The following is a 24,975-nucleotide window of genomic DNA, read 5'->3' as shown; positions in this document are numbered from 1 at the left end:
GAGCTGCAGCGGGACCACGGCCCCGCGCTCCTCTCGTTCCTGCTCGGCCTCACCTACGGGGACCGCCAGCGGGCCGAGGACCTCGCCCAGGAGACCCTGGTACGGGCCTGGCTCCACCCCGAGGCCTTCGACGGCCCCTACGAGTCGATGCGCCCCTGGCTCTTCACCGTGGCCCGCCGCCTCGCCATCGACGCCCGGCGCTCACGGCTCGCCCGGCCCGCCGAGATCGGGGACGGCGTCCTCGCGGTGACCCCCGACCCCGACGACGCCACCGCCTCGGCCGAGGCCGCGCTCGACGTGCGGGCGGCCGTCCGCGAACTGAGCCCCGAGCACCGCGCGGTCCTGGTCCGGATCTACTTCCACGGCCTGACCGTCAACGAGGCCGCCGTCGACCTCGGCATCCCGGCCGGCACCGTCAAGTCCCGCTCCCACTACGCGCTGCGGCAGCTGGGCCGGTCCCTCCCCGGCTACCGGCCGCACCGCGCGGCCGTTGCCCGGCCCCGCGCAGCGGCCCCACAATGACGCCGTGACGCTGACACTCGCCGCCGCCGAAAAGATCCTCGCCGACAACTTCGCGCCCTGGGTGCTCGATCTCGGGCTCACCGTCGAATCGGTCGACGGCCAGGAGGCCGTGCTCCGGCTCCCTTGGTCGGAACGGCTCGCCCGGGAGGGCGGGGGCCTGTCCGGACAGGCCCTGATGTCCGCCGCCGACACGGCGACCGTGATCGCGGTCGCCGCGGCACGGGGCGGCTTCGTGCCCATGACCACCGTCCAGCAGTCGATCAGCTTCCAGCGGGCGGTCGTCGGCGCCGACGTCCTGGTGCGGGCCCGGCTCACCAAGGCCGGAAAGCGGATGGCCTTCGCCGACATCACCATGACGGCCGAGGGCACGGAGGAGACCGCGGCCCACGCGACCGCGGTGTACGCGCTCCTCGGCTGAACCGCCGCTCCCCGGCCACCGCCCCGGCGGCCGGCGGAGTCGGAGCCACGGCCGGCCGCCGCTACCGCTGCCGCGCTGCCGGAGACGCCTCCCGCGCCCCGTACGCCTCCCGGGACATCAGTCATCCCACCGGCACCGATCCGGCCGGGAAACGTATCCGAAACCACACGGGCGAGTTGAGCAAAGCGGGACACGCGGGCGCCCTCCACGGAGGAAGCTCTCCCCGGGTCCCACACGTCCGGGTCCCCGATGTCCGGGAGAAGGTGGGAGCGTTGCGCCCCGAGAGCACGAACGGCGCCGGCGGCACGAGCGGCGGCGAACTCGCCGTCCCGATGGCCTGGCTGTGCGCCGAGTACCTGGCCGACGAGGTGCTGCGGGCCGCCGCCCTCGTGGCCCCCGGCTCACTGGAGTACCGGGCGGGCCTCCAGGCGCTCGCCCTCACCGTCCACCTCTCGGAGGAGCCGGACGGACCGGTGGGCGGCCGGACCGCGGGCCGCGTCGACGAATGGCTGCGGCACACGGCGTACGACCGGCCCTGGCCCCCCTGGGTCGAGGAGCGGCTCGCGGCCCGCCGCGCGGCCGGCGGCGACGGCCCCGACCTGGCGCTCGCGGAGACGGCGTGGCGCCGCCTGCGCGACACCTGGGTCCGCGCCGCCGACCTGGACGGCCGGACGGACGACGAGTCCGGCTGCGCGGTCGACGAGGAGGAGCAGATCTGGCTGCCCGCCTGGAAGCTGGGCCTGCCGCTCGCCCATCTCTCGCTGCATCTGCGCTGACCCGGCCCGCCCGCCCGGCCCCTGCGCGGTCAGACCGGTGAACGGTGCACACCAGGACGGTACTTGGGGATGCGTACCGTCACCTTCATCCCCGCGCCGGCCCCCGTCTCGATGACGAGTCCGTACTCCGCCCCGTACACCTGGCGCAGCCGCTCGTCCACGTTGGACAGGCCGATGCCGGAGCCGGCGGGGTGCTCTCCGCGCAGGACCGCGCGCAGCAGCTCCGGGTCCATGCCGATGCCGTCGTCCTCGACGGTCACCACGGCCTCGGCGCCCGCGTCGCGGGCGGCGATCGTGACCCGGCAGCCCCGCTCCCGGTCCTCGAGGCCGTGTTTCACCGCGTTCTCCACCAGGGGCTGGAGGCACAGGAAGGGCAGGGTGACCGGCAGGACCTCGGGGGCGATCTGCAGCGTCACCTTCAGCCGGTCGCCGAAGCGCGCCCCGGCGAGCGCCAAGTACTGCTCGATGGACCGCAGTTCGTCGGCCAGCTGGGCGAACTCGCCGTGCCTGCGGAAGGAGTAGCGGGTGAAATCGGCGAACTCGAGGAGGAGTTCGCGAGCCTGCTCCGGGTCGGTGCGGACGAACGAGGCGATGGCGGCGAGTGAGTTGAAGATGAAGTGCGGGGAGATCTGCGCGCGCAGCGCACGGATCTCGGCCTCCACGATGCGGGTGCGTGAGCGGTCGAGTTCGGCGAGTTCCAGCTGTACGGATGCCCAGCGGGCCACCTCGGTCGCGGCCCGCACCAGGACGGCCGACTCCCGCGAGCCGTAGGCGACGAGCGCGCCGAGCACCCCGTCCTCGCCGGTGAGCGGGGCGATCACCGCCCAGCGCAGCGGGCAGGCGGGGTCGGCGCAGTCCGTGTGCACGGACCGGCTGCGGCCGGTCTCCAGGGTCTCGGCGGCCTGTTCCGGGACGTGCGCCCGGTGGTGGTCCTCGCCGGGTCCGTCCCAGGCGAGGACGGCGCCCCGGTCGGTGAGACAGAGCGCCTCGGTGCCGAGCAGCGAGCGGAGGGTGCCGGCCGCCCTGCGCGCGGTCTCCTCGGTGAGCCCGGCGCGGAGCGGCGGCGCGGCGAGGGAGGCGGTGTGCAGGGTGTGGAAGGTGGCCCGTTCGACGGGAGTGCCGAGGTCGGGGTCGGCGGCGCGGCCCCCGCGCCGGGCGGCGAACCGGCCGAGGACGAAGCCCGCGGCGAGCAGCACGGCCCCGGCGGCGGCCGCGGCGGCGAGGGCGATGCCGCTCATCGGCGGACCTCCTGGGCGGGGGCGGGGACGGTGCCGGTGATCTCCTCCGGCAGATGGAGGCGGGCGAGGAGCGCCGGAGTTCCGGGCGGGACCCGGCGGGGCGTGGCCAGGGATACCAGGACCATGGTGAGGAAGCCGAGCGGCACCGACCAGACCGCGGGCCAGGCCATCAGGGTGTGCGGCCAGCCCTCGGGGGCGAGCCCCGCCCGGGTCGCCATCACGGCCGCGAGCGCGGAGCCGCCGCCCAGCAGCAGCCCGGCCGTCGCGCCGGGCGGGGTGAGGCGCCGCCACCAGATGCCGAGCACGAGCAGCGGGCAGAAGGAGGAGGCGGAGACGGCGAACGCGAGGCCGACGGCGTCGGCGACGGGCACCTTCGAGGCGAACACCCCCACGGCCAGCGGTACGGCGGTGGCGAGCAGGGTCGCGAGACGGAAGTGCCGTACGCCCCGCGACGGCAGGACGTCCTGGGTGAGGACTCCCGCGACGGACATGGTGAGCCCCGAGGCGGTGGAGAGGAAGGCGGCGAAGGCGCCGCCCGCGAGGAGCGCGCCCAGAAGGTCCCCGAGCAGCCCGCCCAGGATGCGGTCGGGCAGCACGAGCACGGCGGCGTCGGCGGAGCCGGTGAGGGCCAGCTCGGGGGCGTAGATCCGGCCGAGGGCGCCGTAGAGCGGCGGCAACAGGTAGAAGGCGCCGACGAGTCCGAGCACGACGAGGGTGGTGCGGCGGGCCGCCCGGCCGTGCGGGCTGGTGTAGAAGCGGACGGCGACGTGCGGCAGACCCATGGTGCCGAGGAAGGTCGCGAGGATCAGTCCGTACGTGGCGTACAGCTGGTGCCCGTCGCGGCCGCCTGCCAGCGGCTGCGACCAGCCGAGCGGAGCGAGATGGGGGTCCCCCCGGCCGGAGGCTGGGGGAGGGTCCGAACCGCTGGCGACCCTCTCGGGCAGTGCCGCGCCCGGGGCGAAGGCGAGGGTCGTGCCGCCGAGGACGTGGTGGGTGCCGGGGGCGAGGGTGACGGTCCGCCGCTCGTACGCGACCGAGTCGACGCGGCCGGTGACCGTGAGGGTGAGCGGGGCGTCGAGCCCGATCCGTACCGTGTCGGCGACCTTGACGACGGTGTGGCCGCGCAGCACGGCGGGGGCGTCGAAGCGGGCCCTGGGTGCCCCGTCGCCGTACCAGGCGGCGAGCAGGAAGAGGACGGGGACGAGCAGGGCGGTCAGCTTCAGCCAGTACTGGAAGGCCTGCACGAAGGTGATGCTGCGCATCCCGCCCGCGGCGACCGTGCCGGTGACCACGAGGGCGACGAGCAGTCCGCCGACCCAGTCGGGCGCGCCGGTGAGGATCTCCAGGGTGAGCCCGGCGCCCTGGAGTTGGGGCAGGAGGTAGAGCCAGCCGATGCCGACGACGAAGAGGCTGGCGAGCCGGCGCACCTGCGGGGACTCGAGGCGGGCCTCGGCGAAGTCGGAGAGGGTGTACGCCCCGGAGCGGCGCAGCGGGGCGGCGACGAGGACAAGGAGCACGAGGTAGCCGGCGGTGTAGCCGACCGGGTACCAGAGCATGGCGGGGCCCTGGACGAGGACGAGCCCGGCGATGCCGAGGAAGGAGGCTGCGGAGAGGTACTCGCCGCTGATGGCGGCGGCGTTGAGGCCGGGCCGCACGGTGCGCGAGGCCACGTAGAAGTCTGAGGTCGTCCGGGAGATCCGCAGGCCGAGGGCGCCGATGAGGACGGTGGCGAGGACGACGGCGGTGACGGCCGCGACGGCGTAGGTCTGGTTCACGCGGCGGTCAGCGTTCGACGAGGCCGGTGAAGTCGCGCTCGTTGCGTTCGGCGCGCCGTACGTACCAGTGGGCGATCCCCCAGACGATGGGGTACACCCCGACACCGAGGGCGAGCCAGACGAAGGCCTCGGGGGCGGGCAGGGCGAGGAGCAGCGGCAGCGAGCCGACGAGCAGCGCGAGCGCGCCCAGGGCGGTGAGGGCGGCGCGCAGCTGGCTGCGCATCAGGGAGCGGACGTAGGTGTGGCCGAGGGTGGTCTGCTCGTCGATCTCGGAGCGTGCCGGCGGGTGGACGGGGCGGCGCCGGGCGGGGCCCGGCGCGGTCGTCCCGGCGCCGTGGGCGGAGGCGTACGTGACGGTCTCGCGGCGGGGTCGGCGCTGGGGGTCCCCCCGCCCGAAGGCCGGGGGAGGGTGCTGCTCGGACATCGTCGTCCGCTTCCCTCGGAAGTAGCGGCCCTCGGGGCCCGGGTCGCGTGGAGTCTACGCAGGTGGGAGCACCCGCGGTAGGGGGCGGCGCAGGTCGGTCTCAGCCCCCGGCGCGGCGCATCAGCAGGTCCCGCAGGGGGCGGGCGTGCCGCCGGCTGACCGCCAGGTCGGTGTCGCCGACCCGGACGGAGGTGGCGCCGCCGTCGAGGCGGAGCTCGTCGATCCGGGCGAGCGCGACGAGATGGCTGCGGTGGATGCGGACGAACCCCCGGGCCGCCCACCGCTCCTCGAGGGTGGAGAGCGGGATGCGGACGAGATGGCTGCCGTGGTCGGTGTGGAGGCGGGCGTAGTCGCCGTGGGCCTCGACGTACACGATGTCGTCGACGGAGACGAACCGGGTGATCCCGCCGAGCTCGACGGGGATCTGCTCGGGCACGGCGGGTGCGGCGGGCCCCGCCGGGGCCGGGGCGGCGGTGGCGTGCACGAGGTCGTGGACACGGCGGACGGCCTCGGCGAGGCGTTCGCGGCGGACGGGCTTCAGGACGTAGTCGACCGCCTTCAGGTCGAAGGCCTGGAGCGCGAAGCCCTCGTGGGCGGTGACGAAGACGACGAGCGGCGGGCGGGCGAAGCCGGCGAGCAGTCGGGCCACGTCGAGTCCGGTGAGGCCGGGCATGTGGATGTCGAGGAAGACGACGTCGACGGCGTCGTCGCCGTCCGGCCCGGTCTCCAGGGCCCGCCCGATCCGGCGGAGGGCGGCGGTGGTGTCCCCCGCGCCCTCGGCGGAGCGCACACGGGGGTCGGCGCGCAGCAGGTAGAGCAGCTCTCCGAGGGCGGGTTCCTCGTCGTCGACGGCCAGTACGCGCAGCATGCGGCGGAGTGTAACGGGCGGCCGCGGGCACCTCCGAGACCGCGAGCTCCGCGGGCTCGGGCTCGGGCTCGGGCTCCGGCTCGGACTCAGGCTCGGACTCAGGCTCGGACCCGGGCTCGGACTCGGGCTACTTGAGGAGCTTCGACAGACGGCGGTCGGCGAGCGGCTTCCCGCCGGTCTGGCAGGTGGGGCAGTACTGGAGGGAGGAGTCGCTGAACGAGACCTCGCGGATCGTGTCCCCGCACACGGGGCAGGGTTCGCCGGTGCGGCCGTGGACGCGCAGGCCGCTCTTCTTCTCGGCCTTGAGCTTCCCCGCGGCAAGGCCGTGGGAGCGTTCGACGGCCTCGTGGAGGGTGGTCCGCATCGCCGTGTAGAGGTCGGCGGTCTCGTCCGGGGTGAGGTTCTGGGTGGGTTTGAAGGGGGACATCCTCGCGGCGTGGAGGATCTCGTCGCTGTACGCGTTGCCGATGCCGGCGATGAGGCTCTGGTCGCGCAGGGCGCCCTTGATCTGGCGCCGTTCGCCGGAGAGGAGGGCGGCGAACTCCTCCGGGCCGAACTCCTCGGCGAGCGGATCGGGTCCCAGCCGCGCGACGCCCGGGACCTCCCGCGGGTCGCGCACCACGTACACGGCGAGGCGCTTGGTGGTGCCCGCCTCGGTGAGGTCGAAGCCGTCGCCGCCGGTGAGCGCGGTCCGCAGCGCCAGCGGGCCCTTGCCGGGCTTGGGCGGTCCCGAGGGCAGCGGGTCCTGCCAGCGGAGCCAGCCCGCGCGGGCGAGGTGGAACAGCAGGTGCAGCTCGCCGGCGGGTCCCGCGGCGGTGAGGTCGAGAAACTTCCCGTGCCGTCCGACCGCGGTGACCTCGGCCCCCTCGACGGCGCTCAGGGGCGGGTCGTACGTCTTGAGGACGCTGATCGCGACGGGCAGCACACGGGCGATCTCCTTGCCCACCAGGTGCGTGTCGAGGAACGCGCGGAGCGCTTCCACCTCGGGGAGTTCGGGCATGGTTCCACCCTGCCGCACGGGTGACGGGGCCGCTCGCCGGACACCCCCGGGGCGTGTCCACCGGGGCCCGGACGGGCCGCACGGCGCACCCCCTAGGGTGGGTGACGTGCGCGTACTGCTCGTCGAGGACGACGAAGACCTCCGGTTCGGGGTGGCCGCCGCCCTGCGGGCCGCCGGGCTCGCCGTCGACGAGGCCGCCGATCTGCCCCGGGCCGACGAGGCCCTGTTCGTGACCGCGTACGACTGCGCGGTCTTCGACCGGATGCTGCCGTCCGGGGACGCCGCCGCCTACGTCGAGGGGCTGCGGCGTGACGGCCGTGCCGTGCCCGTGCTCTTCCTGACCGCGCGCGACACGGTGGCCGACCGGGTGGAGGGCTTCGCGAGCGGCGGCGACGACTACCTGGTGAAGCCGTTCGCCGTGCCGGAGCTGGTCGCCCGGGTGCGCAGCCTGTGCCGGCGCTCCGCCGTCGTCCGTCCTCCGGTGCGTCACGTCGGCGACCTGGAGGTCGACACCGCCCGTCGGCTGGTCCGCCGGGCCGGGGTGCTCCTCACGCTCACCACCAGGGAGTTCGCCGTCCTTGAGGTCCTGGCGGCCCGCGCCGACCAGGCGGTCCCTCGGGCCGAGCTGATCGAGAGCTGCTGGGACGAGATGGCCGACCCGCAGTCCAACGTCCTCGAGGTGCTCGTCTCCCAGCTCCGCCGCAAGCTCGGGGACCCGCCGCTCATCCGCACCGTGCGCGGGGTCGGCTACCGGCTCGCGCTGCCCGACGGCACGCGGTGAGGCGGGCTCTCTCCCGCCGGTCGGCGGCGTCCTCGGGCGCGCTCACGCCGACGGAGCGGGTCCTGCGGCTGCGCCGTCGGATCAGTCTGCTGTTCGCGCTGACCAGCGCCGTGGGCCTGATCGCGATGGCCGTACTCGCCGTACGGAGCGACAGCGCGCGCTGGCGGGAGCAGCTCGACCACGCGATGGAGACGGACTCCAGCTGGGCCCTCGGTCTGCTGGAGACCGACGAGGACGGAAGGCTGGCCACGGACGTCCTCGCGGACACGGTGAACACCGACTGCCCACCGCTGACCGTGCTCCTCGTGGCCACGGAGGCGGAGGCCGGGACCGGCGGGACCGGCGGGACCGGCGGGACCGGGACCGCCGCCGACGACGACGATCTGACCGTCCAGCACGCGCCTTCCGCGCCGTGCCTGACGGCCGGTCCCGGGGTGGTCATGGAGGCCGGTCGTGCGGCGGTGCGGGCCGGAGAGGCGCGGGGCTTCGACCGGCGTACGGCGGACGGAGAGCCGGTACGGGTCTTCGCGCTGCCCTTCTACCCGTCGGAGGCGGCGGAGGACGCGGGGCCGCAGGGCGTCCTGGTGACCCTGACCGACGCGTCGGCCCAGGGCGACGACCACCGGCGGCTGGTGGGGGTGGTGACGGGCGGCTGCGCGATCCTCGTCCTCCTCTCGGCGGCCGTCGGGCACGCCCTGTCGGGGCGGGCGGTCCGGCCGGCGCTCACCGCGCTCGGCCAGCAGGAGGCGTTCCTGGCGGACGCGGCGCACGATCTGCGGACCCCGGCGGCCTCGCTGCGGACGCTCGCGGAGACGGCGCTGCGCGGGGACACGGACAGCACCGAGGTGCACCGGCGCACGCTGCGCCTCGCGGAGGGCATGGGCCGGCTGGTCGACGGGCTGCTGACGCGGGCCCGCCTCATGTCCGGCACGGCCACGGTGGCGCGCCAGCCGCTGCGGCTCGACCAGGTGGTGGAGGCGGTCGTCCAGGAGGCGGAGGCCCCCGGGGAGGGGCATCGCGTCCGGGTCGAGGCGGAGGACACGATCGTGGTCGCCGACCCCGATCTGGTCCGCCGCGCCGTCGGCAACCTGCTGGGGAACGCGCTCGCGCACGGCCACGAGCCCGGTGTTCCGGCGGAGGTACGGATCACGGTGACCCGGGACGGCACGCTGACCGTCGAGGACGCGGGGCCCGGCCTGCCGCCGGAGGTCGCCGAGGCCCTGTTCGAACGCTTCCGCAGCGGATCCGGCTCGACCGGCCTCGGTCTGTCGATCGCGTCCTGGGTCGCCCATGCCCATGGCGGCACGCTCACGGCGGGGCGGGCGGAGGGGGGCGGGGCGAGGTTCGTCCTGAGGCTGCCGACACCGGACTGAGCGGTGGGGCCGACGCGTCCGGTCCCGGTCGTGCCCTCCGGATGAACACGGCCTCGGGACGGTCCCGGCCACCGGATGAACGCGCGGACGCCCCGCCCCTCCCCCGCCGCCCCGGCCCTCTGTCCCTTTTCCCGCCTCCCCGGCCTCCCCGGCCTCCCCGGCCTCCCCGGCCTCCCCGGCCTCCCCGGCCTCCCCGGCCTCCCCGGCCTCAGCAAATCCTCAGCATCCGCGCGCGATCCTTCCCTGGACCGACCACCCCATGGGAGTACCTCGTGATCACCGCCCCCGCCCGCCGCCAGGCGCTCGCTCTCGCCCTCGCCGTACTCGGCGTCGCCTCCCTCGGCGCCTGTACGGCCGGGTCCGGCCCGGACGGGAGCCGGCCGAGGTCGTCGGCCGGGGCCGCCGATCCGGCGGACCGTCCCGACCTCCGGCGCTTCTACGGCCAGAAGCTCGCCTGGAAGCCGTGCGGCGACCATCTGTGCGCCTCGCTCACCGTTCCGATGGACTACGCCCGTCCCGCCGACGGCAGGACCTTCGTCCTGCCGGTCGCGAAGGCGGCCACCGCGGTGCCAGGGAAGCGCGTCGGGTCGGTCGTCCTCAACCCCGGAGGCCCCGGCGAGCGCGGCGTGCGGCTCATCAGGGACGGCGGCGCCGACGCGATGGGCCGGGGTGTGCGCGAGCGGTTCGACGTCGTGTCCTTCGATCCGCGCGGCGTCGGGGAGAGCAGGCCGGCGCTGACCTGCGCCCCTGCGGGATCCACGGACGACGCCCCGGGCGCCGACGCATCCGTCTCCCCCCTCGTCCCCCGTACGGACGCGGAGCGCGCCGACGCCCTCGCGGAGGCGCGGGCCACCGCCGACGGCTGCCGGAAGGCCAGCGGGCCGCTGCTCGCGCACGTCGGCACGGACGACGCCGCCCGCGACCTGGACGTCCTGCGGGCGGCGCTCGGCGACCGGCGGCTGACGTACGTCGGCTGGTCGTACGGCACGAGCCTGGGAACCTCGTACGCCGAGCAGTTCCCCCGCCGCGTACGGGCGATGGTCCTGGACGGGGCGGTCGATCCGTCGCTCGACTGGCGGCAGCGGACGCTCGGTCAGGCCACCGGGTTCCGGGACGCGGTCGAGGAGTACGCCACGTCCTGCGCCGACGTGGTCGGTGACGGCTGCCCCGGCGCGACGCCCGAGGAGATACGCGGGCTGATCGACCGGCTCGTCGAGCGGGCGCGGCGCGAGCCGCTGCCGGTCGACGGTTCCGCGTACGGTCTCGACGCCGCGGCCCTGGTCTCAGCCCTGAGCCTGTCCATGTACACACCGGAGGAGCAGTGGGCGGCCCTGTCCGAGGCCCTGGGGGCGGCGGACGGCGGGGACGGTACGAAGCTGGCGGCCCTGGCGGCGGGAGAGGAGGAGCCGCCCGCCACCGACCCCGACGCCGACTCGGACACCGACGCCGACTCGGACACCGATCCCAACGCCGATCCGGGCACCGGCCCCGAGGCCGAGCCCGCCGACACCGTCCCCGAGGACAACAGCGAGGCCGCCCTCATCGCGATCAACTGCCTCGACGTCCCCCACCCCCGCGACGCCCAGGCCTACTGGGACGCGCTCGGCCCCGCCGAGAAGGCGGCGGGCGTCTACGGCACGACCGGCGTGACGGCCGAGCTGGTCTGCGAGGACTGGCCGGCCGGCCGCGGCCGCCCGCACCGGGTGCGGGCGGCGGGCGTCCCGCCGGTCCTGGTCGTGGGCACGGCCGGGGACCCTGCGACGCCGTACGCCGAGGCGGTGAGTCTGGCGCGCCAGTTCCCCGGCGGCATGCTGCTGTCCTTCGAGGCCCCCGGCCACACCGGGTACGGCCGCAACCCCTGCGTCGACAGGAAGGTCGAGGAGTACCTGATCCGCCTCACGAAGGTGCGGCCCGGCACGACCTGCACCGCGTAGGCGGCGGGGCTACGGCGTCTCCGGCGGGTCCAGGAGGTCGAGTTCGGCCCTGAGGGCGTCGGCCAGCGCGTCGAGGTCGGGGACGGCCTCGCCGTCGGCGACGAGACCGATGTGCACCTGGCCGCCGTACGGGGACATGGCGACGGCCAGGGACTGACCGCGGGCCAGCGGGGCCATGGGGAAGAGCGCTTGCAGCGGCGCCCCGCCGAGGGAGAGCGCGGAGCGGGGCAGCGGCACCTGGGTGACCAGGAGGTCGAAGAGGAGCCGGGCGGCGCCGGAGGCGAACGGCGCGCCGAAGCGGTGGGCGAGCGGCGGCAGTTGGTCGGCGAGGAGGGCGACGGCCCCGGCGCCCCTGAGGGGGCCCGCGGCCTTGTTGCGGTCCATGGCGCTCCGGACCGAGGCCAGCCGGTTCGCCGGGTCGGCCTCGGTGACGGGCAGGTCGAGGAGGTAGCCGGAGAGGCTGTTCCCGGGGCCGGGCGGGGTGCCGGGCCGGCGCCGGGAGACGGGGACGAGGGCCCGGAGGTCGGCTCCCGGGAGGGAGGGTCCGCGCCCGTCGAACCAGCGGCGCAGGGCTCCGGCGACGAGGGCGAGGAGGACGTCGTTGGCGGTGCCGCCGGTGGTGCGGCGGATCCGGTGGACCCGCTCCAGGGGCAGCGAAGCGGTGGCGATCCTGCGGGTGCCGCTGGACTCGGCGGCGAGGACGGCGGTGGGCCGTCCGTCGAGGCGGCTGGCACGGACGACGGAGGCGCCGACCTCGACGGCCCGGCCGAGGTCGCCGAGCCGGTCGCGGGCCATGCCGAGGAGCCGTCCGGGCCCGGGGAGCCAGGGGCGCGGGGGTACGGGACGGGCGCCGCCCGCCGTGCGGCGGCCCGCGGCGATCTCGTCGAAGATGCCGGCGCCGATGGCGACCGCGCGCATGCCGTCGGCGAGGGCGTGGTGGAGCTTCACGAGGACGGCGAAGGAGCCGTCGGGTGCGCCGCTGAGCAGGTACATCTCCCAGGGCGGCAGGCCGCGGGCGACGGGCCGTTCCATGAGTTCGGCGGCGAGGCGGGCGGCCTCGGCGGGGAAGTCGGCGCCGGGGAGGGCGATCTCGTGGACGTGCCGGCGTACGTCGAAGTCGGGGTCGGCGCTCCAGGCGGCGCCGCCGACGGGGAGCAGGACGTCGCGGACGCGCATCCGGAGCCGGGGGACGGCGGCGGCGCGGCGGGCGAGCAGGCCGAGGACGTCCGGTGGCTCCTGGCCGCCGGCCGTCGGGGCGGGGCCGAAGTGGGCGAGCGCCCCGAGGTGCAGGGGGTGCGCGGTGGATTCCAGGTGCCAGAAGGCCAGGTCTAGCGGTGCCAGTAGCTCGCTGCTCACTCGTGTCCTCACGTACATGCTGCGCGGAGAGCCGGAAGCACGAAGTCAATCGCGTACCGACAGTTACGGTCAAGGGCGATCAGTGCACGCTCTGTTAACAGTCGCGGTCTTCTGTTAACAGTCGCACCTCTCTGTGACGGGCTCAGTTCTGCACGGTGAACTCGCACCACACGCACTTGCCGCTCCCCCGCGACTCCACTCCCCAGACGTCGGAGATCTGGTCGACGAGCAGCAGTCCGCGCCCGGAGACGCCCGCCTCCCCCGCCTCGCGGCGGCGGGGCAGCGCGCTGGAGCGGTCCTCGACCTCCACCCGGAGCCGCCGTTCGGCCCCGCCGAGGATCCGCAGGGTCACGATGGCCCCGCCGTCGGTGTGCATCAGCGCGTTGGTCATGAGCTCGTCGGCGACCAGCTCGATCTCGTCGGCCCGTTCCTCGGCGCCCCAGGCCCGGACGGCGGCCCTGATCATGTGCCGGGCCGAGCTCAGCGCCTCGGGGTCGTTCTGGGCCACGTGCTGCTGGAAGCGGCCGGCGCCATGGCCGGCGGTCGCGGCCTCGCGGCGCAGGAGCAGGATCGCCACGTCGTCCTCGCCGCCCCGGTCGGCGACCACGTCGCACAGGTGGTCGGCGAGTTCCTGGAGGTCGGCGGGCCCGCGCCGGACGAGGGCGGACAGCCACTGGAGGCCTTCGTCGAGGTCGGAGCCGGGCTTCTCGACCAGGCCGTCGGTGTAGAGCAGCAGGGTCTGCCCGGGGTCCAGTTCCAGCGTCGTCACCGGATAGTCGAGCCGGCCGAACTCGGCGGAGAGCCCGAGCGGCAGTCCGCCCTCCACGGGGATCCTGCGGCAGCGCCCGTCCATCTCCCGGATCAGCGGGTCGACATGTCCGGCGCGCACCACCTGGACGACCCCGGTGCCGAGGTCGACCTCGGCGTAGGTGCAGGTGGCGAAGCGTTCGGTGTCGAGTTCGTGCAGGAAGACGGAGGCGCGGGCCATCACCGTGGCCGGGGTGTGCCCCTCGGCGGCGTACGCGCGCAGCACGATCCGCAGCTGGCCCATGACGGCAGCCGCGTGGGTGTCGTGGCCCTGGACGTCCCCGATGACGGCGCCGACCCGCCCGCCGGGGAGCGCGATGATGTCGTACCAGTCGCCGCCGATGTCCCGGCCGAGGCGGGCCGAACGGTAGCGGACGGCCGTCTGGGCGCCCGGCACGTCGGGGATCCTGCGGGGCAGCATCGCCTGCTGGAGCCCCTCGGCGAGGTCGTGCTCCTGCTCGTACAGCATGGCCCGCTGGAGGCTCTGGGCGATGCTGCTGCCGAGGGCGACGAGCAGGGTCCGCTCGTCCTCGCTGAAGCCGGTCTTGTCGCTGTAGAGGAGTCCGAGCGCGCCGATGGGCCGGGCCTGGGCGATGAGCGGCAGATAGACGGCGGCGGTGATGCCGAGTCCGCTGATGTGCGGCCAGAGCACCGGGAAGGAGTCGGCGAAGTCCCGGGGCGACTCGATGAACCGCGGCCGCAGGGTGCGGATCACCTCGCTCATCGGGTACGGCTCGTCCACCCGGGTGAACCGGGTGCCCGGCACGAAGGCGCCGTCGGGGCCCTCGGCGACCAGATGGATGCGGCCGGCGTCGAGGAGGCCCATGACGAGGCTGGCGGCGCCGAAGTGCTCCAGGGCGTGGGAGTCGTTGAGCAGGTCGATGACGTCCTGGACGGTCCGCGCGTAGGCGAGGGCGGCCGTGGTGCCCTCGACGACCCCGGCGCGCCGGCGCCGCCCCTCGTCGAGGCCGAGCCGGGCGGCGGACTCGCTGAGTTCATGGGTGGCGTCCCGGACGACGCCGACGATGCGGACCGGGCGGCCGGCGTCGTCCCGGTGGACGATCCCCTGGGTGTGGGTCCACTGGTGCACGCCGTTCCGGCGGCGGATGCGGAAGTACGCGCCGTACTCCGCGCTGCCGTCCTTGAGCGCCTGCGCGACCAGGGTGTCGAGGCGGCGGGCCTCGTCCGGCAGGACCCGCGAGCCGAGCGAGTCGGGGTGGTCGTCGTAGTCGGCCCGGTCCATGTCGAAGACGTCGAGGGCGGCCTCGTCCATGATCATCGTGCCGTCGACGAGATCCCAGTCGAAGCCGCCCATCCGGAAGGCCGTACCGATCTCGGCCAGGATCCGTGCCCTCCCGGCGTCCGCTCCCTCCAGGGCGCGGCTGAGCCGCTCGACCGCATCCCCTCCCCCGTTGCCCGCGTTCATGGGGCCACGCTAGGCGCAGCCCCGCCCGTGCGCACCATGAAGATCCGTTTCATCCCTCGAAGGTCTCGGGCTGGTCGGGGACCGGCCGGGCGGGGAACAGCTCCTCGGGCGGCAGTTCGCCGTCCGGGACGGTCGGCTCGCCGGGGGGCTCCGCGTAGGGGTCGGCGGGGTCCGGCTGCACACGGGGATCGGTGTTCGGGTCCTGGTACGGATCCGCGTCGGGCACGGGGTACGGGTCGGGGTCGGCGGGGCTCGGGGCGGTGCCGGTGCCACCGGTCCCTGACGCGTCGGGCAGGGGGTTCTCCGGCGAGGGCGGGACGGGCGCCCGGGAGGGGTTGTCCGGGGAGGCGGAGTCGGGGGACGGACGGCGGCCGGGGGCGCTCGGGTCGGGCGTGGCGCCGTCGGGCGTCGCGTCGGCGAGGGCGCAGGCGTCCGGGTCGCAGTCGGGTTCCACGGCGGGCTTGCGGTCCTGGGCCCCGTCGCTGCCGGTGGCCCGCTCGATCCAGCTGCGGTCGGCGTTGTTGACGATGACCAGGCTGGTGACCACGGTGGTGGTCGGGCGGATGACGATCACGCGCTCGGGGTCGAAGCCGTCCCAGGGTTCGCCCTGGTGGATGCCGTCCCCGACCGCGGCCGGGGTGCGGAGCGGGTTGCCGCACGCGCAGCGGACGCGCGGGGAGCCGTACTGGTCGACGAGGACCGCCGTACCGGTCTGGAGGACGGACTGGAAGGCGTTGGCCCTGCCCTCGCGGTAGCGGTGGTTGGTGACCCGGGTGTCCGAGCGGAGGACGACCGGGGTCAGCCCGCGCAGCCAGTCGCCGAGGTTGGTCTCGGGGATTCCGGCGGCCTCGGCGAAGGCCCGGGTCCTGTTCTCGTCGGCGGAGAGGAACGCGGCCTGCTGCTCGACGTCGCAGCTGCCCTCCGCGCGCGTGCCGCCGTAGAGGCCGGGGGTGGAGCCGGTGACCTCACGGACCTGCGCGCCGTCGGTGTCCGTGCCACGGGCCGGCGAGGCCGGCTGTGCGGTGGCCCGGGCCGAGGACTCGGTGAAGGGGTCGGGTCCCCGGGCGGCGAGCGGCTGGAGGAGGACGTCCTGCGTCGGACCGGCCGCGGCGGGCTGGGCGCCGCCCCGGGCACCCTCCCAGACGGAGGTGCACCCCGCGAGGAGGAGCGAGGCGGCGAGCGCCGCGAGCGCGGAACGGGCGACGGCGGCGCGGGGGGTCGCGCGGCGGGGGGTCGGGGCGGTCGCCGCACGAGCGGTCCGGGCGGTCACCGCACGGGAGGTCGGGGCGGTCGCCGCACGAGCGGTCCGGGCGGTCACCGCACGGGAGGTCGGGGCGGTCACCGCACGGGAGGTCGGGGCGGTCGCCGCGCGAACGGTCGGGGCGGTCGCCCGGGCGGGGGTCGGGTCGAGAGCGGTCGGGTGGGTCGCGCCGGGAGCGGTGGGGGTTCGCCGCGTCCGGCAGTGGGGTGAGCGCACCTGGTTCTCCCGCTTTCTCTCCCCGGGCCACGGCGCCCGGTTCCGGCCAGTCCTTCATGTCTGTCGCAGTGCGCGGGGCCCCGCAAGCGGAGGGCCGCCGACCGTGTCCCCCATCCACTTGAACACGTTCAAGAAAGCCTCTACGCTCGGCCATGCGAGTTGAACACGTTCAAGTGGGGGTGCGCGATGACCGCACTGACGGTCCTGGTGGGCACGGTCGTCACGATCGGCATGTTCTGGGTGGTCCCGACGGGGCTCGCGCTCCTCGACGGCCCCCGGCCACCGGGATGGGACCCGCTCCGCCGCGCCTGGCCCCTGTTCGCCGCCCCCGGCGCGCTCGCCCTGTGGCTGCCCCGCTCGGGGCTCTCGACCGCGCTCGCCGCCGTCTACGCCCTCGCCACGCTGGCCCTCGCGCTCCAGGCCCCGGCCCGGCTGATCCTGACCCGCTCCCTGCGGCCGGGCGAGGTCGCGGTCCTCACCGCCCTGGTCGCGCCCTCCGTCGCCGGCCTCGCCCTGGTCGCGGAACGGGCCTCGTACCCGCTCTTCGGCTTCGACCTGGACATCCTGGCGCTGACCGTCCCGCACTTCCACTTCGCGGGCTTCGCCGCCGCCCTCGTCGCCGGCCTCCTCTGCCGCGTCGCCGACGGCCCCACCGCCCGTTTCGCCGCGCTCAGCGTCCCCGCGGGCACCCTGCTCGTCCTGCTCGGCTACTTCGTCGACGACTGGGCCGAGCTGCTCGGCGCCGTCGTCCTCACGGCCGGCATGACGGCGGTCGCGGTCCTGACCCTGCGCGAGCGCCGCGCCCTGGCGGCCGACCGCCTCACCCGGGGACTGCTCGCCGTCTCCGCCCTGGTCCTCTTCGTCACCATGCTGCTCGCGCTGAGCTGGGCACTGGGCGAGGCGACCGGCCTTCCGCACCTCGATCTGACCTGGACGGCCGCGACCCACGGCCTGGGCAACGCCCTGGGCTTCGCGGTCTGCGCGCTGCTCGCCCACCGCCGCCTCCGGCCGGCCCCCTCGGCGCCGCACCCGGCTTCGCCACACCTCCCCGCCCCCTCAGCCCCCACGAACCCCGCCCATCCCATGGCTCACCCGCGAACGGAGCTTCCGGCATGACCCGCCTCATGAGCAGCCTGTCCCGGCCCGACCGTCCCCGCCCGACCCTCAGCTACCGCGAGGTCGCCGCCACCCGCACCCCTGCCGCCCTCCCCGAGGGCTACCACCACCTGCGGTACAGCGCGGTCGTCGGCCACGGCCGGGCCGCCTTCGAGGCCGCCGGAGCCGCCGTCACCACCTGGCGGATGCACCGCGCGACCGGGGCGCGCCTCCTCGCCGACTCCGACCGTGCCGCGCCCGGCGTGACCGTCGAGGTATCGGCGGGCCTCGGCCCGCTCCGGCTGGGCGCCCCCTGCTCGGTGATCTGGACGGCGTACGAGGAACGGCGCATCGGCTTCGCCTACGGAACCCTCACCGGGCACCCCGAGTGCGGCGAGGAGTCCTTCATGGTCCACCTGGAGGCGGACGGCACGGTCCGGTTCGCGGTCACCGCGTTCAGCCGCCCCGCCGCCTGGTACACCCGGCTCGGCGGCCCCGTGGTCCCCCTCCTCCAGCGGGCGTACGCGCGTCAGCTGGGCCGGACCCTGCGGCGCCTCGTCAGGACGTGATCCCGGGCCGATACTGGAAGCGATGGAGTGGTTCACCGCACCCGACCACTGGCTGGGCCGGATCGTCTTCCAGCGGGGCCTCGCCGGGCTGTACTGCGTGGCGTTCCTTTCGGCGGCCCTGCAGTTCCGGGCGCTGATCGGAGAGCGAGGCATGCTCCCCGTACCGGACCACGTGCGCGGGACCCGGCCGCGGCACACTCCGTCGCTCTTCCACTGGCGGTACTCCGACCGCCTCTTCGCGGCCGTCGCCTGGTCCGGCGCCGCGCTCGCCCTCGCCCTGCTCGCGGGCGCCGGGGACGCGGTGCCGCTGCCGGTGTCGATGCTGCTGTGGCTGGTCCTCTGGGCGCTGTACCTGTCGATCGTGAACGTCGGCCAGACCTGGTACGCCTTCGGCTGGGAGTCGCTGCTCCTGGAGACCGGGTTCCTGGCGGTCTTCCTCGGCAACGACGACACCGGGCCGCCGGTCCTCGTGCTCTTCCTGCTGCGCTGGCTGCTCTTCCGCGTCGAGTTCGGCGCCGGGCTCATCAAGATCCGCGGCGACCCGTGCTGGCGGAATCTGACCTGCCTCTACCACCACCACGAGACCCAGCCGATGCCCGGACCGCTGAGCTGGTTCTTCCACCACCTGCCGCGCCCGCTGCACCGGGTGGAGGTGGCGGCCAACCACGTCGTCCAGCTCTTCGTGCCGTTCCTGCTGTTCACCCCGCAGCCGGTGGCCACGGTCGCGGCCGGTCTGATGATCGCGACCCAGCTGTGGCTGGTGCTGTCCGGCAACTTCGCCTGGCTGAACTGGATCACCATCGTGCTCGCGCTCTCGGTCGTGGACGCCTCCCCCGTCACCGGCGAGCACCCCCAGCCGGATCCGCCGCTCTGGTACGTGGTCCTGGTCGTCGCGGTCACCGCGTTCGTCCTGGTCAGGAGCTACCGCCCGGTGCGCAACCTGCTCTCCCGGAACCAGGCCATGAACCGCTCGTACGACCCGTACCACCTGGTCAACACGTACGGAGCGTTCGGCACGGTCGGGCGGATCAGGGACGAGATCGTGGTCGAGGGCACCGACGACCCGGTGCCGCACGCGGGCACGGTGTGGCGGGAGTACGGCTTCAAGGGCAAGCCCGGCGATCCACGCCGGCTGCCCCGGCAGTTCGCCCCGTACCACCTGCGGCTCGACTGGCTGATGTGGTTCGCGGCGCTCAGCCCGGGGTACGCGCGCGACTGGTTCGGCCCGTTCGTCGAGCGGCTGCTCGACGGCGACCGGGACACCCTGAAGCTGCTGGGGCACAACCCGTTCCCCGACGCGCCACCGGCGTTCGTCCGCGCCCGGCTCTACCGGTACCGCTACACGAGCTGGCGCGAGCTGCGCGCGACCGGGGCCTGGTGGCACCGGACGCTCGTGCGCGAGTACCTGCCGCCGACCCGGCTGCGGGAACCGGTGCGCGGCCGCTGAACGCACCGGTGCCCCGGGCCGCGAACGGCCGGGGGCACCGGGGGTGAAGCGGGGATCAGTCGATGCTGGGCAGGATGTGGGGCTCCGCGAGGTCGTCCTCGTAGCCCGCGAGCCGGATCGGGGCCGCGTGGGCCCACACGTCGAGGCTCCCCAGCTCGCCGTTCCTGCGCGTCCGGTCGTTGGGTTCGGCCGGTCGCGATTCCTGCTTCGTCAGTTCTGGTGTCACCGCGCACTCCTCTGTGTCGCGTAGGTAGGACAGGTGCCGGTCGGTCGCGGTGGCGCCGTTGTCGGGCGGGACCGCGGCCTTGGTGGCAGGCCTGTCCCTGGAAGACCGTGAGGACGGTGTGTCTCCTCGGTGGCCGACCGTGGACCCCACAGTAACCAAATGAGCACGCCTGCGCTCTACCGGGCTCCGAACTGTGACGCAATCGGGTGAACCAAGCCGAAAGAGCGCCCCACCTGGCCGGTGAGGCGCTCTTGCCGGAACAGCGGAAACCGCTTGTACGTCCGATCGCGGACGGTTTCTACCAGTTCGCGGGGGCGTAGTCCTTCAGGAAGCAGCCGTAGAGGTCCACGCCGTCCTCGCCGCGCACGATCGGGTCGTAGACCCGGGCCGCGCCGTCGACCAGGTCGAGCGGGGCGTGGAAGCCGGCCTCGGCCAGGCGCAGCTTGTCGAAGTGGGGACGCTCGTCGGTGATCCAGCCGGTGTCGACCGAGGTCATGAGGATGCCGTCGGTCTTGAACATCTCCTCACCGCTGGTCCGCGTCACCATGTTCATCGCGGCCTTGGCGGCGTTGGTGTTCGGGTGGCCCGCGCCCTTGTAGCCGCGGCTGAAGACGCCCTCCATGGCGGAGACGTTCACGACGTAGGAACGGCCGCTGGCGGCCTTCTTCGCCGCCTCGGCCATCACCGGACGCAGCTTGCTGATGAGGATGAACGGCGCCGTGTAGTTGCACAGCTGGGTCTCGAGGAGCTCCACCGGGGAGATCTGCTCGATGCTCTGCACCCAGGTGTTGGAGTCGACGACGTCCGGGACCAGACCGCCCGCGTCGATGGCGGTGCCGTCGAGGTGCTTGGCGATGGTCGCGTTCCCCGCGACGAGCGCGAGGTCGGCGACCTGCTGGGCTTCCAGGTCACGCACGCCGGCGGGAAGCTCGGACGATCCGACGAGCTCGCCGACCGCGCCGGAGTTGAAGGCGCCGATCACATGGTGGGCGGGCAGCTCGCCGGCCGGCAGCGCGGCGTTCTCGCCCTCGACCAGGGCGGCGTACGCGGACGGCAGGCGGCGCACGGTCTGCGTCGCGTTGTTGATGAGGATGTCCAGCGGCCCGGCCTCGGTCATCTGGTCGGCGAGCGCCACGGCCTGGGCCGGGTCGCGCAGATCGATGCCGACGACTTCGAGGCGGTGCATCCAGTCGGCCGAGTCCTCCATCGCCTTGAAGCGGCGGATGGCGTCCTTGGGGAAGCGGGTGGTGATGGTGGTGTGGGCGCCGTCGCGCAGCAGCCGCAGCGCAATGTACATGCCGATCTTCGCCCGGCCGCCGGTGAGCAGGGCGCGCTTGCCCGTGAGGTCGGCGCGGGCCTCGCGCCTGGCCCGGTTCTCCGCGGCGCAGGGCTGGCAGAGCTGGTGGTAGAAGTAGTCGACCTCGACGAACCGCGTCTTGCAGACGTAGCAGGAGCGCGGACGCTGGAGTATCCCCGCGATCCGGCCTTCCTCAGTGACGGAGGAGGGCAGGATGCCCTCGGTCTCGTCGTCGATGCGCTGCGCGGAGCCGGTGGCCGTGGCCTCGGTGACCGCCTTGTCGTTGGCGGTCTTGAACGCCCGGCGCTCCTGGCGTCGGCGCTGCTTCACGGTCCGGTAGATCCCGGCGGTGGCGCGCCGGACGCGGATGGCGTCCGGGTGGTCGACGTCCAGCTTGTCGAGCTCGTCGAGGACGCCGAGGCAGACGGCCAGGCGATCGGGGTCGATGCCCGGCCCGTAGTCCTGGTTTTCTTCGGTCACCGTCATGGCCTTCGGGTTCCTCGTTCGCTCGTACGTCACCGTTCGTGGGCAGTCACCGTCCGTGGGATCGGAAGACGGCAACCCCGCCAACTTTACGGAGCGGGGGGCCGCCCCTCCAAACCCGTTCGGGGGGCGTGGTCGAAGACACAGTCGCCGCACAGTCCCGCGCCGGGGCAGCGGTAGTAGAGGCAGCAACTGGCGCGGCGCAGCCGGGGGCCGCGGACCGTGCCCGCGAGGTCGGGGTGGTCGAGGAGTCCGGAGACCAGGTCGGCGGCCCGTGCGGCGGCCTCCGGGCGGCCGTGGGCGTGCGCCCAGCGGGTCAGCTCGCGCAGGGCTCCGGCCAGGGCGGAGCCCGCGTTGCCCCAGAGCAGGCGCGGGGAGATGTGCCCGTCACGGCGGAGGGCCGCGTGGAGCGGCACGAGGTGGGCCTCCTGGACGGCCGCGCGGATCTCGTCGACGGTCCCGGGGCGGGTGTCGGAGCCGGCCCACCACAGGTCGTCGGGCGAGGTGAGGGCCCCGTCCCAGTACAGCTCCGCGGGGTCGAGGGCGGGGAGACGGCCGTACAGGGCGGCCGGCCCGAGGGCGGTCGACCAGAGCCGGGCGGCCAGCCCGAGGTGGGCGACGGACGCCCCGACGCGCCGCTCGGGGGCGCCCAGCCGGGCGGCGACCCGGTCCACGCGCGCGTGGAGGGGCCCGTCGTCGCCCGCGTACAGGCGCGCGAGCGGCCGGTGTGCTCCGCCGGCCACCGGCGCGCCGGTGCGCAGGGCGAAGAATCCGCCCACCGAACTGCTCTCGCCGAGATCCACCCCGAGCTCCCCCTGGTTCTGTCGGCCGGTCGGTCCCGTGGGTCCGGATCCGATGATTTCCGACCACCGTAGCGCCTCTCCGCGAGCGCCCCCAACGACTCGAAAAAGTCGCTTTGCACCCGTTCTGACCTGCACGGGTGTACATCTCCAGGCGTACGTCGGGCCCATGTACTGCGCCAGGTGTACCCGCGAAGACGTCCCCTGGTACGACGACGCGATCGGCCGCGAAGAGAGATCGTGGAAGGTATGAGTCCCCTCCTGCTGTCCGTCCTCCTGGCCCTGGTCTCGGCGGTCGCCTACGCGGCCGCGGCGATCGTGCAGGAGCGGGTCGCGGCCTCCGCCGCAGGTCCGCGCTACGCGCCGCTGCGCAGCCCGGCCTGGTGGGGCTCCGTCCTGCTCAACGGCGTCGGCGCGACCCTGCACGTCGCCGCCCTCGCGTACGGACCGCTCAGCCTGGTCCAGCCGCTGGGTGCGCTCACGATCGTGTTCGCGCTGCCCATGGCGGCGCTGTTCGTCGGCCGCAGGGCCGGATCCCGGGCCTGGCGCGGCGCCGTGATGGCCACGGTCGGTCTCGCCGGGCTGCTCAGTCTGACGAGCGGTGCCGAGGCCCGGTCCCTGTCCGACGGCGACCGGTGGCTGCTCGCGGGCTGCACCTTCGCGGTGGTCGCCGTGCTGTTCGCGGCCGCGCACCTGGTGGGCAGGTCGGTGCTGCGCAGCGTCGTCCTGGCCGCCGCCGCGGGTGTCGCCTTCGGCATCGCCTCGGTCTTCACGAAGTCGGTGGCGGAGGAGTGGACGCCCGGCGCGCCGCTCGCCGAGTGGACCGCGCTCCTCGTGCTCTCGGCGCTCGCCGTGACCGGGCTGCTGCTGTCCCAGGCCTCGTACCGGGGCGCGGGGCTCGCGGCCCCGCTGGCCACGGTCACGGTGGTCAACCCGGTGGTGGCCGCGGCCGTGGGCCTGACCCTGTTCGGCGAGAGCTTCCGCTACGGCACGGCGGGCACCGTCGCCGCGCTGATCAGCGGCGCGGTGGCCGCGGGCGGCCTGATCCAGCTCACGCTGGACCGGATGACGGAGCCGGCCGCCTCGCTCCCGGCGTCGGGTCAGGGGCGTGCGCCGGACTCCGGACCAGCGGCGGGGTCAGAGGGAGACCCCGCGCGCCCTGAGGTAGGCCAGGGGGTCGATGTCGGAGCCGTACCCGGGACCCGTCCGTACCTCGAAGTGCAGGTGCGGTCCCGAGCTGTTGCCGGTCGATCCTGAGCGGCCGATGCGCTGGCCGGCGGTGACCCGCTGGCCCTCGCGGACGGCGAGCGCGGAGAGATGGGCGTACTGGCTGTAGCGGCCGTCGTCGTGGCGGAGCACGATCTGGTAGCCGTACGCGCCTCCCCACCCGGCGGAGACGATCCGTCCCCCCGCCACGGCCTTGACGGAGGTGCCGGTGGGCACGGGGAAGTCGACGCCGGTGTGATAGCCGCTGGACCAGGAGGAACCGGGCTTGCCGTAGCGGGTGCCGATGTCGGCGGAGACGGGGGCGGAGTAGCGGTCCTCCGCAGCGGCGGCCGGCCGCGGCTTGGAGGCGGGCCGGGGAGCGGGTTTCGTGACGGGCTTGGACACCTGCTTCACCGGCGGCTTGGCCGCAGGCTTCGTGACCGGCTTGGACACCTGCTTCACCGGCGGCTTGGCCGCGGGCTTCGTGACGGGCTTGGACACCTGCTTCACCGGCGGCTTGGCCGCGGACTTCGCGACGGGCTTGGTCCCCGGCTTCGCCACGGGCTGCTGGGCGACCGGCTTCGCGATCGGCTTCGCGACCGGCTTCGCCGAGGGTGCCTTCACCGAGGGCGCCTTCGTCGAGGGCGCCTTCGTCGGGGGCTTCTTCGGGGCGGCGATGCGCAGGGTCAGGCGCTGGCCGGGATGGATGAGGTCGGGGTCGTCGCCGACGACGGGCCGGTTCGCGTCGTACAGGCGCTTCCAGCCGCCCTGGACCCGCTCGTCGCGGGCGATCTTCGACAGGGAGTCGCCGGGCGTCACCGTGTACATCTCACGGACGGTGGGGACGGCGGTCGGGCCGACGTTCCTGGCCGGCCGCTCGGATAACGCGCGCTGGCCGGGCAGGGAGGCGGTGCTGGGCGCGTTCCCGCCTCGGGACGCCTTCGTGGTCGTCGTATCGGGCGAGAGGTCCGGGGCGTCTCCGCCCCGGGCGAGGCCCGCGCCGGGGCCGCAGGACGGCCACGCGCCGGGCCCCTGGCCCTTCAGGACCCGCTCGGCGATCGCGATCTGCTGGTCCTTGGAGGCGAGGTCGGCGCGCGGCGCGTAGTGCGTGCCTCCGTAGGCCTCCCAGGTGGACTGGCTGAACTGCAGACCGCCGAAGTAGCCGTTGCCCGTGTTGATGTGCCAGTTGGAGGTCGACTCGCAGGACGCGACCTTCTCCCAGACATCCAGCGAGGCGGCGTGAACGGTGCCCGCGCCGATGAAGGGAAGCGCCATTCCGGCGCCTCCCGCGGTGACGGTGAGCGAGGCACGGTTGATCCGGCTCGGCTGGTGGCGGCGGTGACGTCCGCGTACGGCCATGGGCCCCCCTTGAACACAGCAGCAGCCGTCCAAGTTAGGGGTGGCGCACGCTCCGTGACAAGGGATTCGTCAAAGCCCAAGGCCCGTATGTCACCTTCCCGTTGACGCCGGACGGCGACCGGCGGGGCCCGGCTGGGGCTGAGGCTCGGGTTCCGGTACGGGTCCGCCGGGCTGCGGCGCCGGGCTCGGATCGGGGTCCGGAGGGACGGGGACCGGGTTCGGCGGGGGAACCGGCGGCGGTGTGGGAACCGGCGGCGGAATGGGCGAGGGGGGCAGCGGATCGGGGTACGGGTGGGTCATCACGGACCTCTCGGTCGA

22 protein-coding genes are annotated in these 24,975 nt (G+C 74.5%); 10 read left to right on the top strand and 12 right to left on the bottom strand.

Annotated features, from left to right (window positions below):
• From ACFQ79_RS08390 to ACFQ79_RS08380, 3 genes are all read left to right on the top strand, one after another.
• Nucleotides 1–522 (top strand): sigma-70 family RNA polymerase sigma factor (locus ACFQ79_RS08390; protein ID WP_383580245.1); only part of this gene is annotated, 522 nt, incomplete at its 5' end.
• Between the two features lie 4 nt (nt 523–526).
• Nucleotides 527–940, top strand: coding sequence for a PaaI family thioesterase (locus tag ACFQ79_RS08385; protein WP_383580243.1), 414 nt, complete (start codon nt 527–529; stop codon nt 938–940).
• Between the two features lie 272 nt (nt 941–1,212).
• Nucleotides 1,213–1,716: a hypothetical protein gene (locus tag ACFQ79_RS08380; RefSeq protein WP_383580240.1), complete on the top strand. Its 504-nt coding sequence runs from the start codon at nt 1,213–1,215 to the stop codon at nt 1,714–1,716.
• Between the two features lie 29 nt (nt 1,717–1,745).
• On the opposite strand, the gene ACFQ79_RS08375 is transcribed toward ACFQ79_RS08380, so the two are convergent.
• The 5 genes from ACFQ79_RS08375 to ACFQ79_RS08355 all read right to left on the bottom strand — a co-directional run bounded on the left by ACFQ79_RS08375 (nt 1,746) and on the right by ACFQ79_RS08355 (nt 7,021).
• Nucleotides 1,746–2,954, bottom strand: a complete 1,209-nt coding sequence (locus tag ACFQ79_RS08375) for a histidine kinase (RefSeq protein WP_383580237.1) — start codon at nt 2,952–2,954, stop codon at nt 1,746–1,748.
• The gene (locus ACFQ79_RS08370; protein WP_383580234.1) at nt 2,951–4,729 is read right to left on the bottom strand and encodes a cation acetate symporter; all 1,779 of its coding nucleotides are present in this window, start codon (nt 4,727–4,729) and stop codon (nt 2,951–2,953) included. The genes ACFQ79_RS08375 and ACFQ79_RS08370 overlap by 4 nt, the downstream gene beginning before the upstream one ends.
• 7 nt (nt 4,730–4,736) lie before the next feature.
• Nucleotides 4,737–5,153 (bottom strand): hypothetical protein, encoded by a 417-nt coding sequence (locus tag ACFQ79_RS08365; protein ID WP_383580231.1) that lies wholly within the window; start codon nt 5,151–5,153, stop codon nt 4,737–4,739.
• A 100-nt stretch (nt 5,154–5,253) separates the two neighbouring features.
• The gene (locus tag ACFQ79_RS08360; RefSeq protein WP_383580228.1) at nt 5,254–6,021 is read right to left on the bottom strand and encodes a LytR/AlgR family response regulator transcription factor; all 768 of its coding nucleotides are present in this window, start codon (nt 6,019–6,021) and stop codon (nt 5,254–5,256) included.
• Between the two features lie 127 nt (nt 6,022–6,148).
• Nucleotides 6,149–7,021: an Fpg/Nei family DNA glycosylase gene (locus tag ACFQ79_RS08355; protein WP_383580225.1), complete on the bottom strand. Its 873-nt coding sequence runs from the start codon at nt 7,019–7,021 to the stop codon at nt 6,149–6,151.
• A 106-nt stretch (nt 7,022–7,127) separates the two neighbouring features.
• Between ACFQ79_RS08355 and ACFQ79_RS08350 the strand changes: the two genes are divergently transcribed.
• From ACFQ79_RS08350 to ACFQ79_RS08340, 3 genes are all read left to right on the top strand, one after another.
• Nucleotides 7,128–7,802, top strand: coding sequence for a response regulator transcription factor (locus tag ACFQ79_RS08350; RefSeq protein WP_383580223.1), 675 nt, complete (start codon nt 7,128–7,130; stop codon nt 7,800–7,802).
• Nucleotides 7,799–9,175 carry a sensor histidine kinase gene (locus ACFQ79_RS08345; protein WP_383580220.1) on the top strand — a complete coding sequence of 459 codons (1,377 nt, stop codon included), beginning with the start codon at nt 7,799–7,801 and terminating at the stop codon, nt 9,173–9,175. The genes ACFQ79_RS08350 and ACFQ79_RS08345 overlap by 4 nt, the downstream gene beginning before the upstream one ends.
• A gap of 272 nt (nt 9,176–9,447) precedes the next feature.
• The gene (locus ACFQ79_RS08340) at nt 9,448–11,109 is read left to right on the top strand and encodes an alpha/beta hydrolase (RefSeq protein WP_383580217.1); all 1,662 of its coding nucleotides are present in this window, start codon (nt 9,448–9,450) and stop codon (nt 11,107–11,109) included.
• A 9-nt stretch (nt 11,110–11,118) separates the two neighbouring features.
• On the opposite strand, the gene ACFQ79_RS08335 is transcribed toward ACFQ79_RS08340, so the two are convergent.
• From ACFQ79_RS08335 to ACFQ79_RS08325, 3 genes are all read right to left on the bottom strand, one after another.
• A complete protein-coding gene (locus tag ACFQ79_RS08335; RefSeq protein ID WP_383580214.1) occupies nt 11,119–12,465 on the bottom strand; it encodes a wax ester/triacylglycerol synthase family O-acyltransferase in 1,347 nt (448 codons plus the stop codon).
• Between the two features lie 142 nt (nt 12,466–12,607).
• Nucleotides 12,608–14,587, bottom strand: a complete 1,980-nt coding sequence (locus ACFQ79_RS08330) for a SpoIIE family protein phosphatase (protein WP_383580259.1) — start codon at nt 14,585–14,587, stop codon at nt 12,608–12,610.
• A 160-nt stretch (nt 14,588–14,747) separates the two neighbouring features.
• Complete coding sequence (locus tag ACFQ79_RS08325) at nt 14,748–16,175, bottom strand: DUF6777 domain-containing protein (protein WP_383580211.1); 1,428 nt, start codon at nt 16,173–16,175, stop codon at nt 14,748–14,750.
• Between the two features lie 195 nt (nt 16,176–16,370).
• Here ACFQ79_RS08325 and ACFQ79_RS08320 point away from each other — a divergent pair, with 195 nt between their 5' ends.
• The 3 genes from ACFQ79_RS08320 to ACFQ79_RS08310 are packed head-to-tail and all read left to right on the top strand — an operon-like array spanning nt 16,371 to nt 19,286.
• Nucleotides 16,371–17,291, top strand: coding sequence for a YndJ family protein (locus tag ACFQ79_RS08320; RefSeq protein ID WP_383580256.1), 921 nt, complete (start codon nt 16,371–16,373; stop codon nt 17,289–17,291).
• Nucleotides 17,288–17,839 (top strand): DUF1990 family protein, encoded by a 552-nt coding sequence (locus ACFQ79_RS08315; protein WP_383580209.1) that lies wholly within the window; start codon nt 17,288–17,290, stop codon nt 17,837–17,839. The genes ACFQ79_RS08320 and ACFQ79_RS08315 overlap by 4 nt, the downstream gene beginning before the upstream one ends.
• A gap of 22 nt (nt 17,840–17,861) precedes the next feature.
• Nucleotides 17,862–19,286, top strand: coding sequence for a lipase maturation factor family protein (locus ACFQ79_RS08310; protein WP_383580207.1), 1,425 nt, complete (start codon nt 17,862–17,864; stop codon nt 19,284–19,286).
• 55 nt (nt 19,287–19,341) lie between these two features.
• Here the strand turns inward: ACFQ79_RS08310 and ACFQ79_RS08305 are convergent, their stop codons facing one another.
• The 3 genes from ACFQ79_RS08305 to ACFQ79_RS08295 all read right to left on the bottom strand — a co-directional run bounded on the left by ACFQ79_RS08305 (nt 19,342) and on the right by ACFQ79_RS08295 (nt 22,095).
• The gene (locus ACFQ79_RS08305) at nt 19,342–19,512 is read right to left on the bottom strand and encodes a hypothetical protein (RefSeq protein ID WP_383580204.1); all 171 of its coding nucleotides are present in this window, start codon (nt 19,510–19,512) and stop codon (nt 19,342–19,344) included.
• A 298-nt stretch (nt 19,513–19,810) separates the two neighbouring features.
• On the bottom strand, nt 19,811–21,295 hold the full coding sequence (locus ACFQ79_RS08300) for an SDR family NAD(P)-dependent oxidoreductase (protein ID WP_383580201.1): 1,485 nt from the start codon (nt 21,293–21,295) through the stop codon (nt 19,811–19,813).
• 86 nt (nt 21,296–21,381) lie between these two features.
• Nucleotides 21,382–22,095 carry a (2Fe-2S)-binding protein gene (locus tag ACFQ79_RS08295; protein WP_383580199.1) on the bottom strand — a complete coding sequence of 238 codons (714 nt, stop codon included), beginning with the start codon at nt 22,093–22,095 and terminating at the stop codon, nt 21,382–21,384.
• A 246-nt stretch (nt 22,096–22,341) separates the two neighbouring features.
• Here ACFQ79_RS08295 and ACFQ79_RS08290 point away from each other — a divergent pair, with 246 nt between their 5' ends.
• Entirely contained in the window at nt 22,342–23,349 is a 1,008-nt protein-coding gene (locus ACFQ79_RS08290; protein WP_383580197.1) for a DMT family transporter, read from the top strand.
• Here the strand turns inward: ACFQ79_RS08290 and ACFQ79_RS08285 are convergent.
• Nucleotides 23,230–24,657: a transglycosylase family protein gene (locus ACFQ79_RS08285; protein WP_383580195.1), complete on the bottom strand. Its 1,428-nt coding sequence runs from the start codon at nt 24,655–24,657 to the stop codon at nt 23,230–23,232. The genes ACFQ79_RS08290 and ACFQ79_RS08285 overlap by 120 nt on opposite strands.
• Nucleotides 24,658–24,975: the final 318 nt, after the last annotated feature.

The sequence above is a fragment of the Streptomyces sp. NPDC056480 genome (assembly GCF_042795405.1).
In the GTDB taxonomy this organism is placed as follows: Bacteria; Actinomycetota; Actinomycetes; order Streptomycetales; family Streptomycetaceae; genus Streptomyces.
This window is presented reverse-complemented; position numbering and strand designations above follow the sequence as displayed.

What these genes read in the sequence shown, in the direction of transcription:
- ACFQ79_RS08355 (WP_383580225.1), bottom strand. Translation starts at nt 7,021, where the DNA reads ATGCCCGAACTCCCCGAGGTGGAAGCGCTCCGCGCGTTCCTCGACACG.
- ACFQ79_RS08365 (WP_383580231.1), bottom strand. Translation starts at nt 5,153, where the DNA reads ATGTCCGAGCAGCACCCTCCCCCGGCCTTCGGGCGGGGGGACCCCCAG.
- ACFQ79_RS08300 (WP_383580201.1), bottom strand. Translation starts at nt 21,295, where the DNA reads ATGACGGTGACCGAAGAAAACCAGGACTACGGGCCGGGCATCGACCCC.
- ACFQ79_RS08330 (WP_383580259.1), bottom strand. Translation starts at nt 14,587, where the DNA reads ATGGGCGGCTTCGACTGGGATCTCGTCGACGGCACGATGATCATGGAC.
- ACFQ79_RS08315 (WP_383580209.1), top strand. Translation starts at nt 17,288, where the DNA reads ATGACCCGCCTCATGAGCAGCCTGTCCCGGCCCGACCGTCCCCGCCCG.
- ACFQ79_RS08310 (WP_383580207.1), top strand. Translation starts at nt 17,862, where the DNA reads ATGGAGTGGTTCACCGCACCCGACCACTGGCTGGGCCGGATCGTCTTC.
- ACFQ79_RS08375 (WP_383580237.1), bottom strand. Translation starts at nt 2,954, where the DNA reads ATGAGCGGCATCGCCCTCGCCGCCGCGGCCGCCGCCGGGGCCGTGCTG.
- ACFQ79_RS08360 (WP_383580228.1), bottom strand. Translation starts at nt 6,021, where the DNA reads ATGCTGCGCGTACTGGCCGTCGACGACGAGGAACCCGCCCTCGGAGAG.
- ACFQ79_RS08290 (WP_383580197.1), top strand. Translation starts at nt 22,342, where the DNA reads ATGAGTCCCCTCCTGCTGTCCGTCCTCCTGGCCCTGGTCTCGGCGGTC.
- ACFQ79_RS08285 (WP_383580195.1), bottom strand. Translation starts at nt 24,657, where the DNA reads ATGGCCGTACGCGGACGTCACCGCCGCCACCAGCCGAGCCGGATCAAC.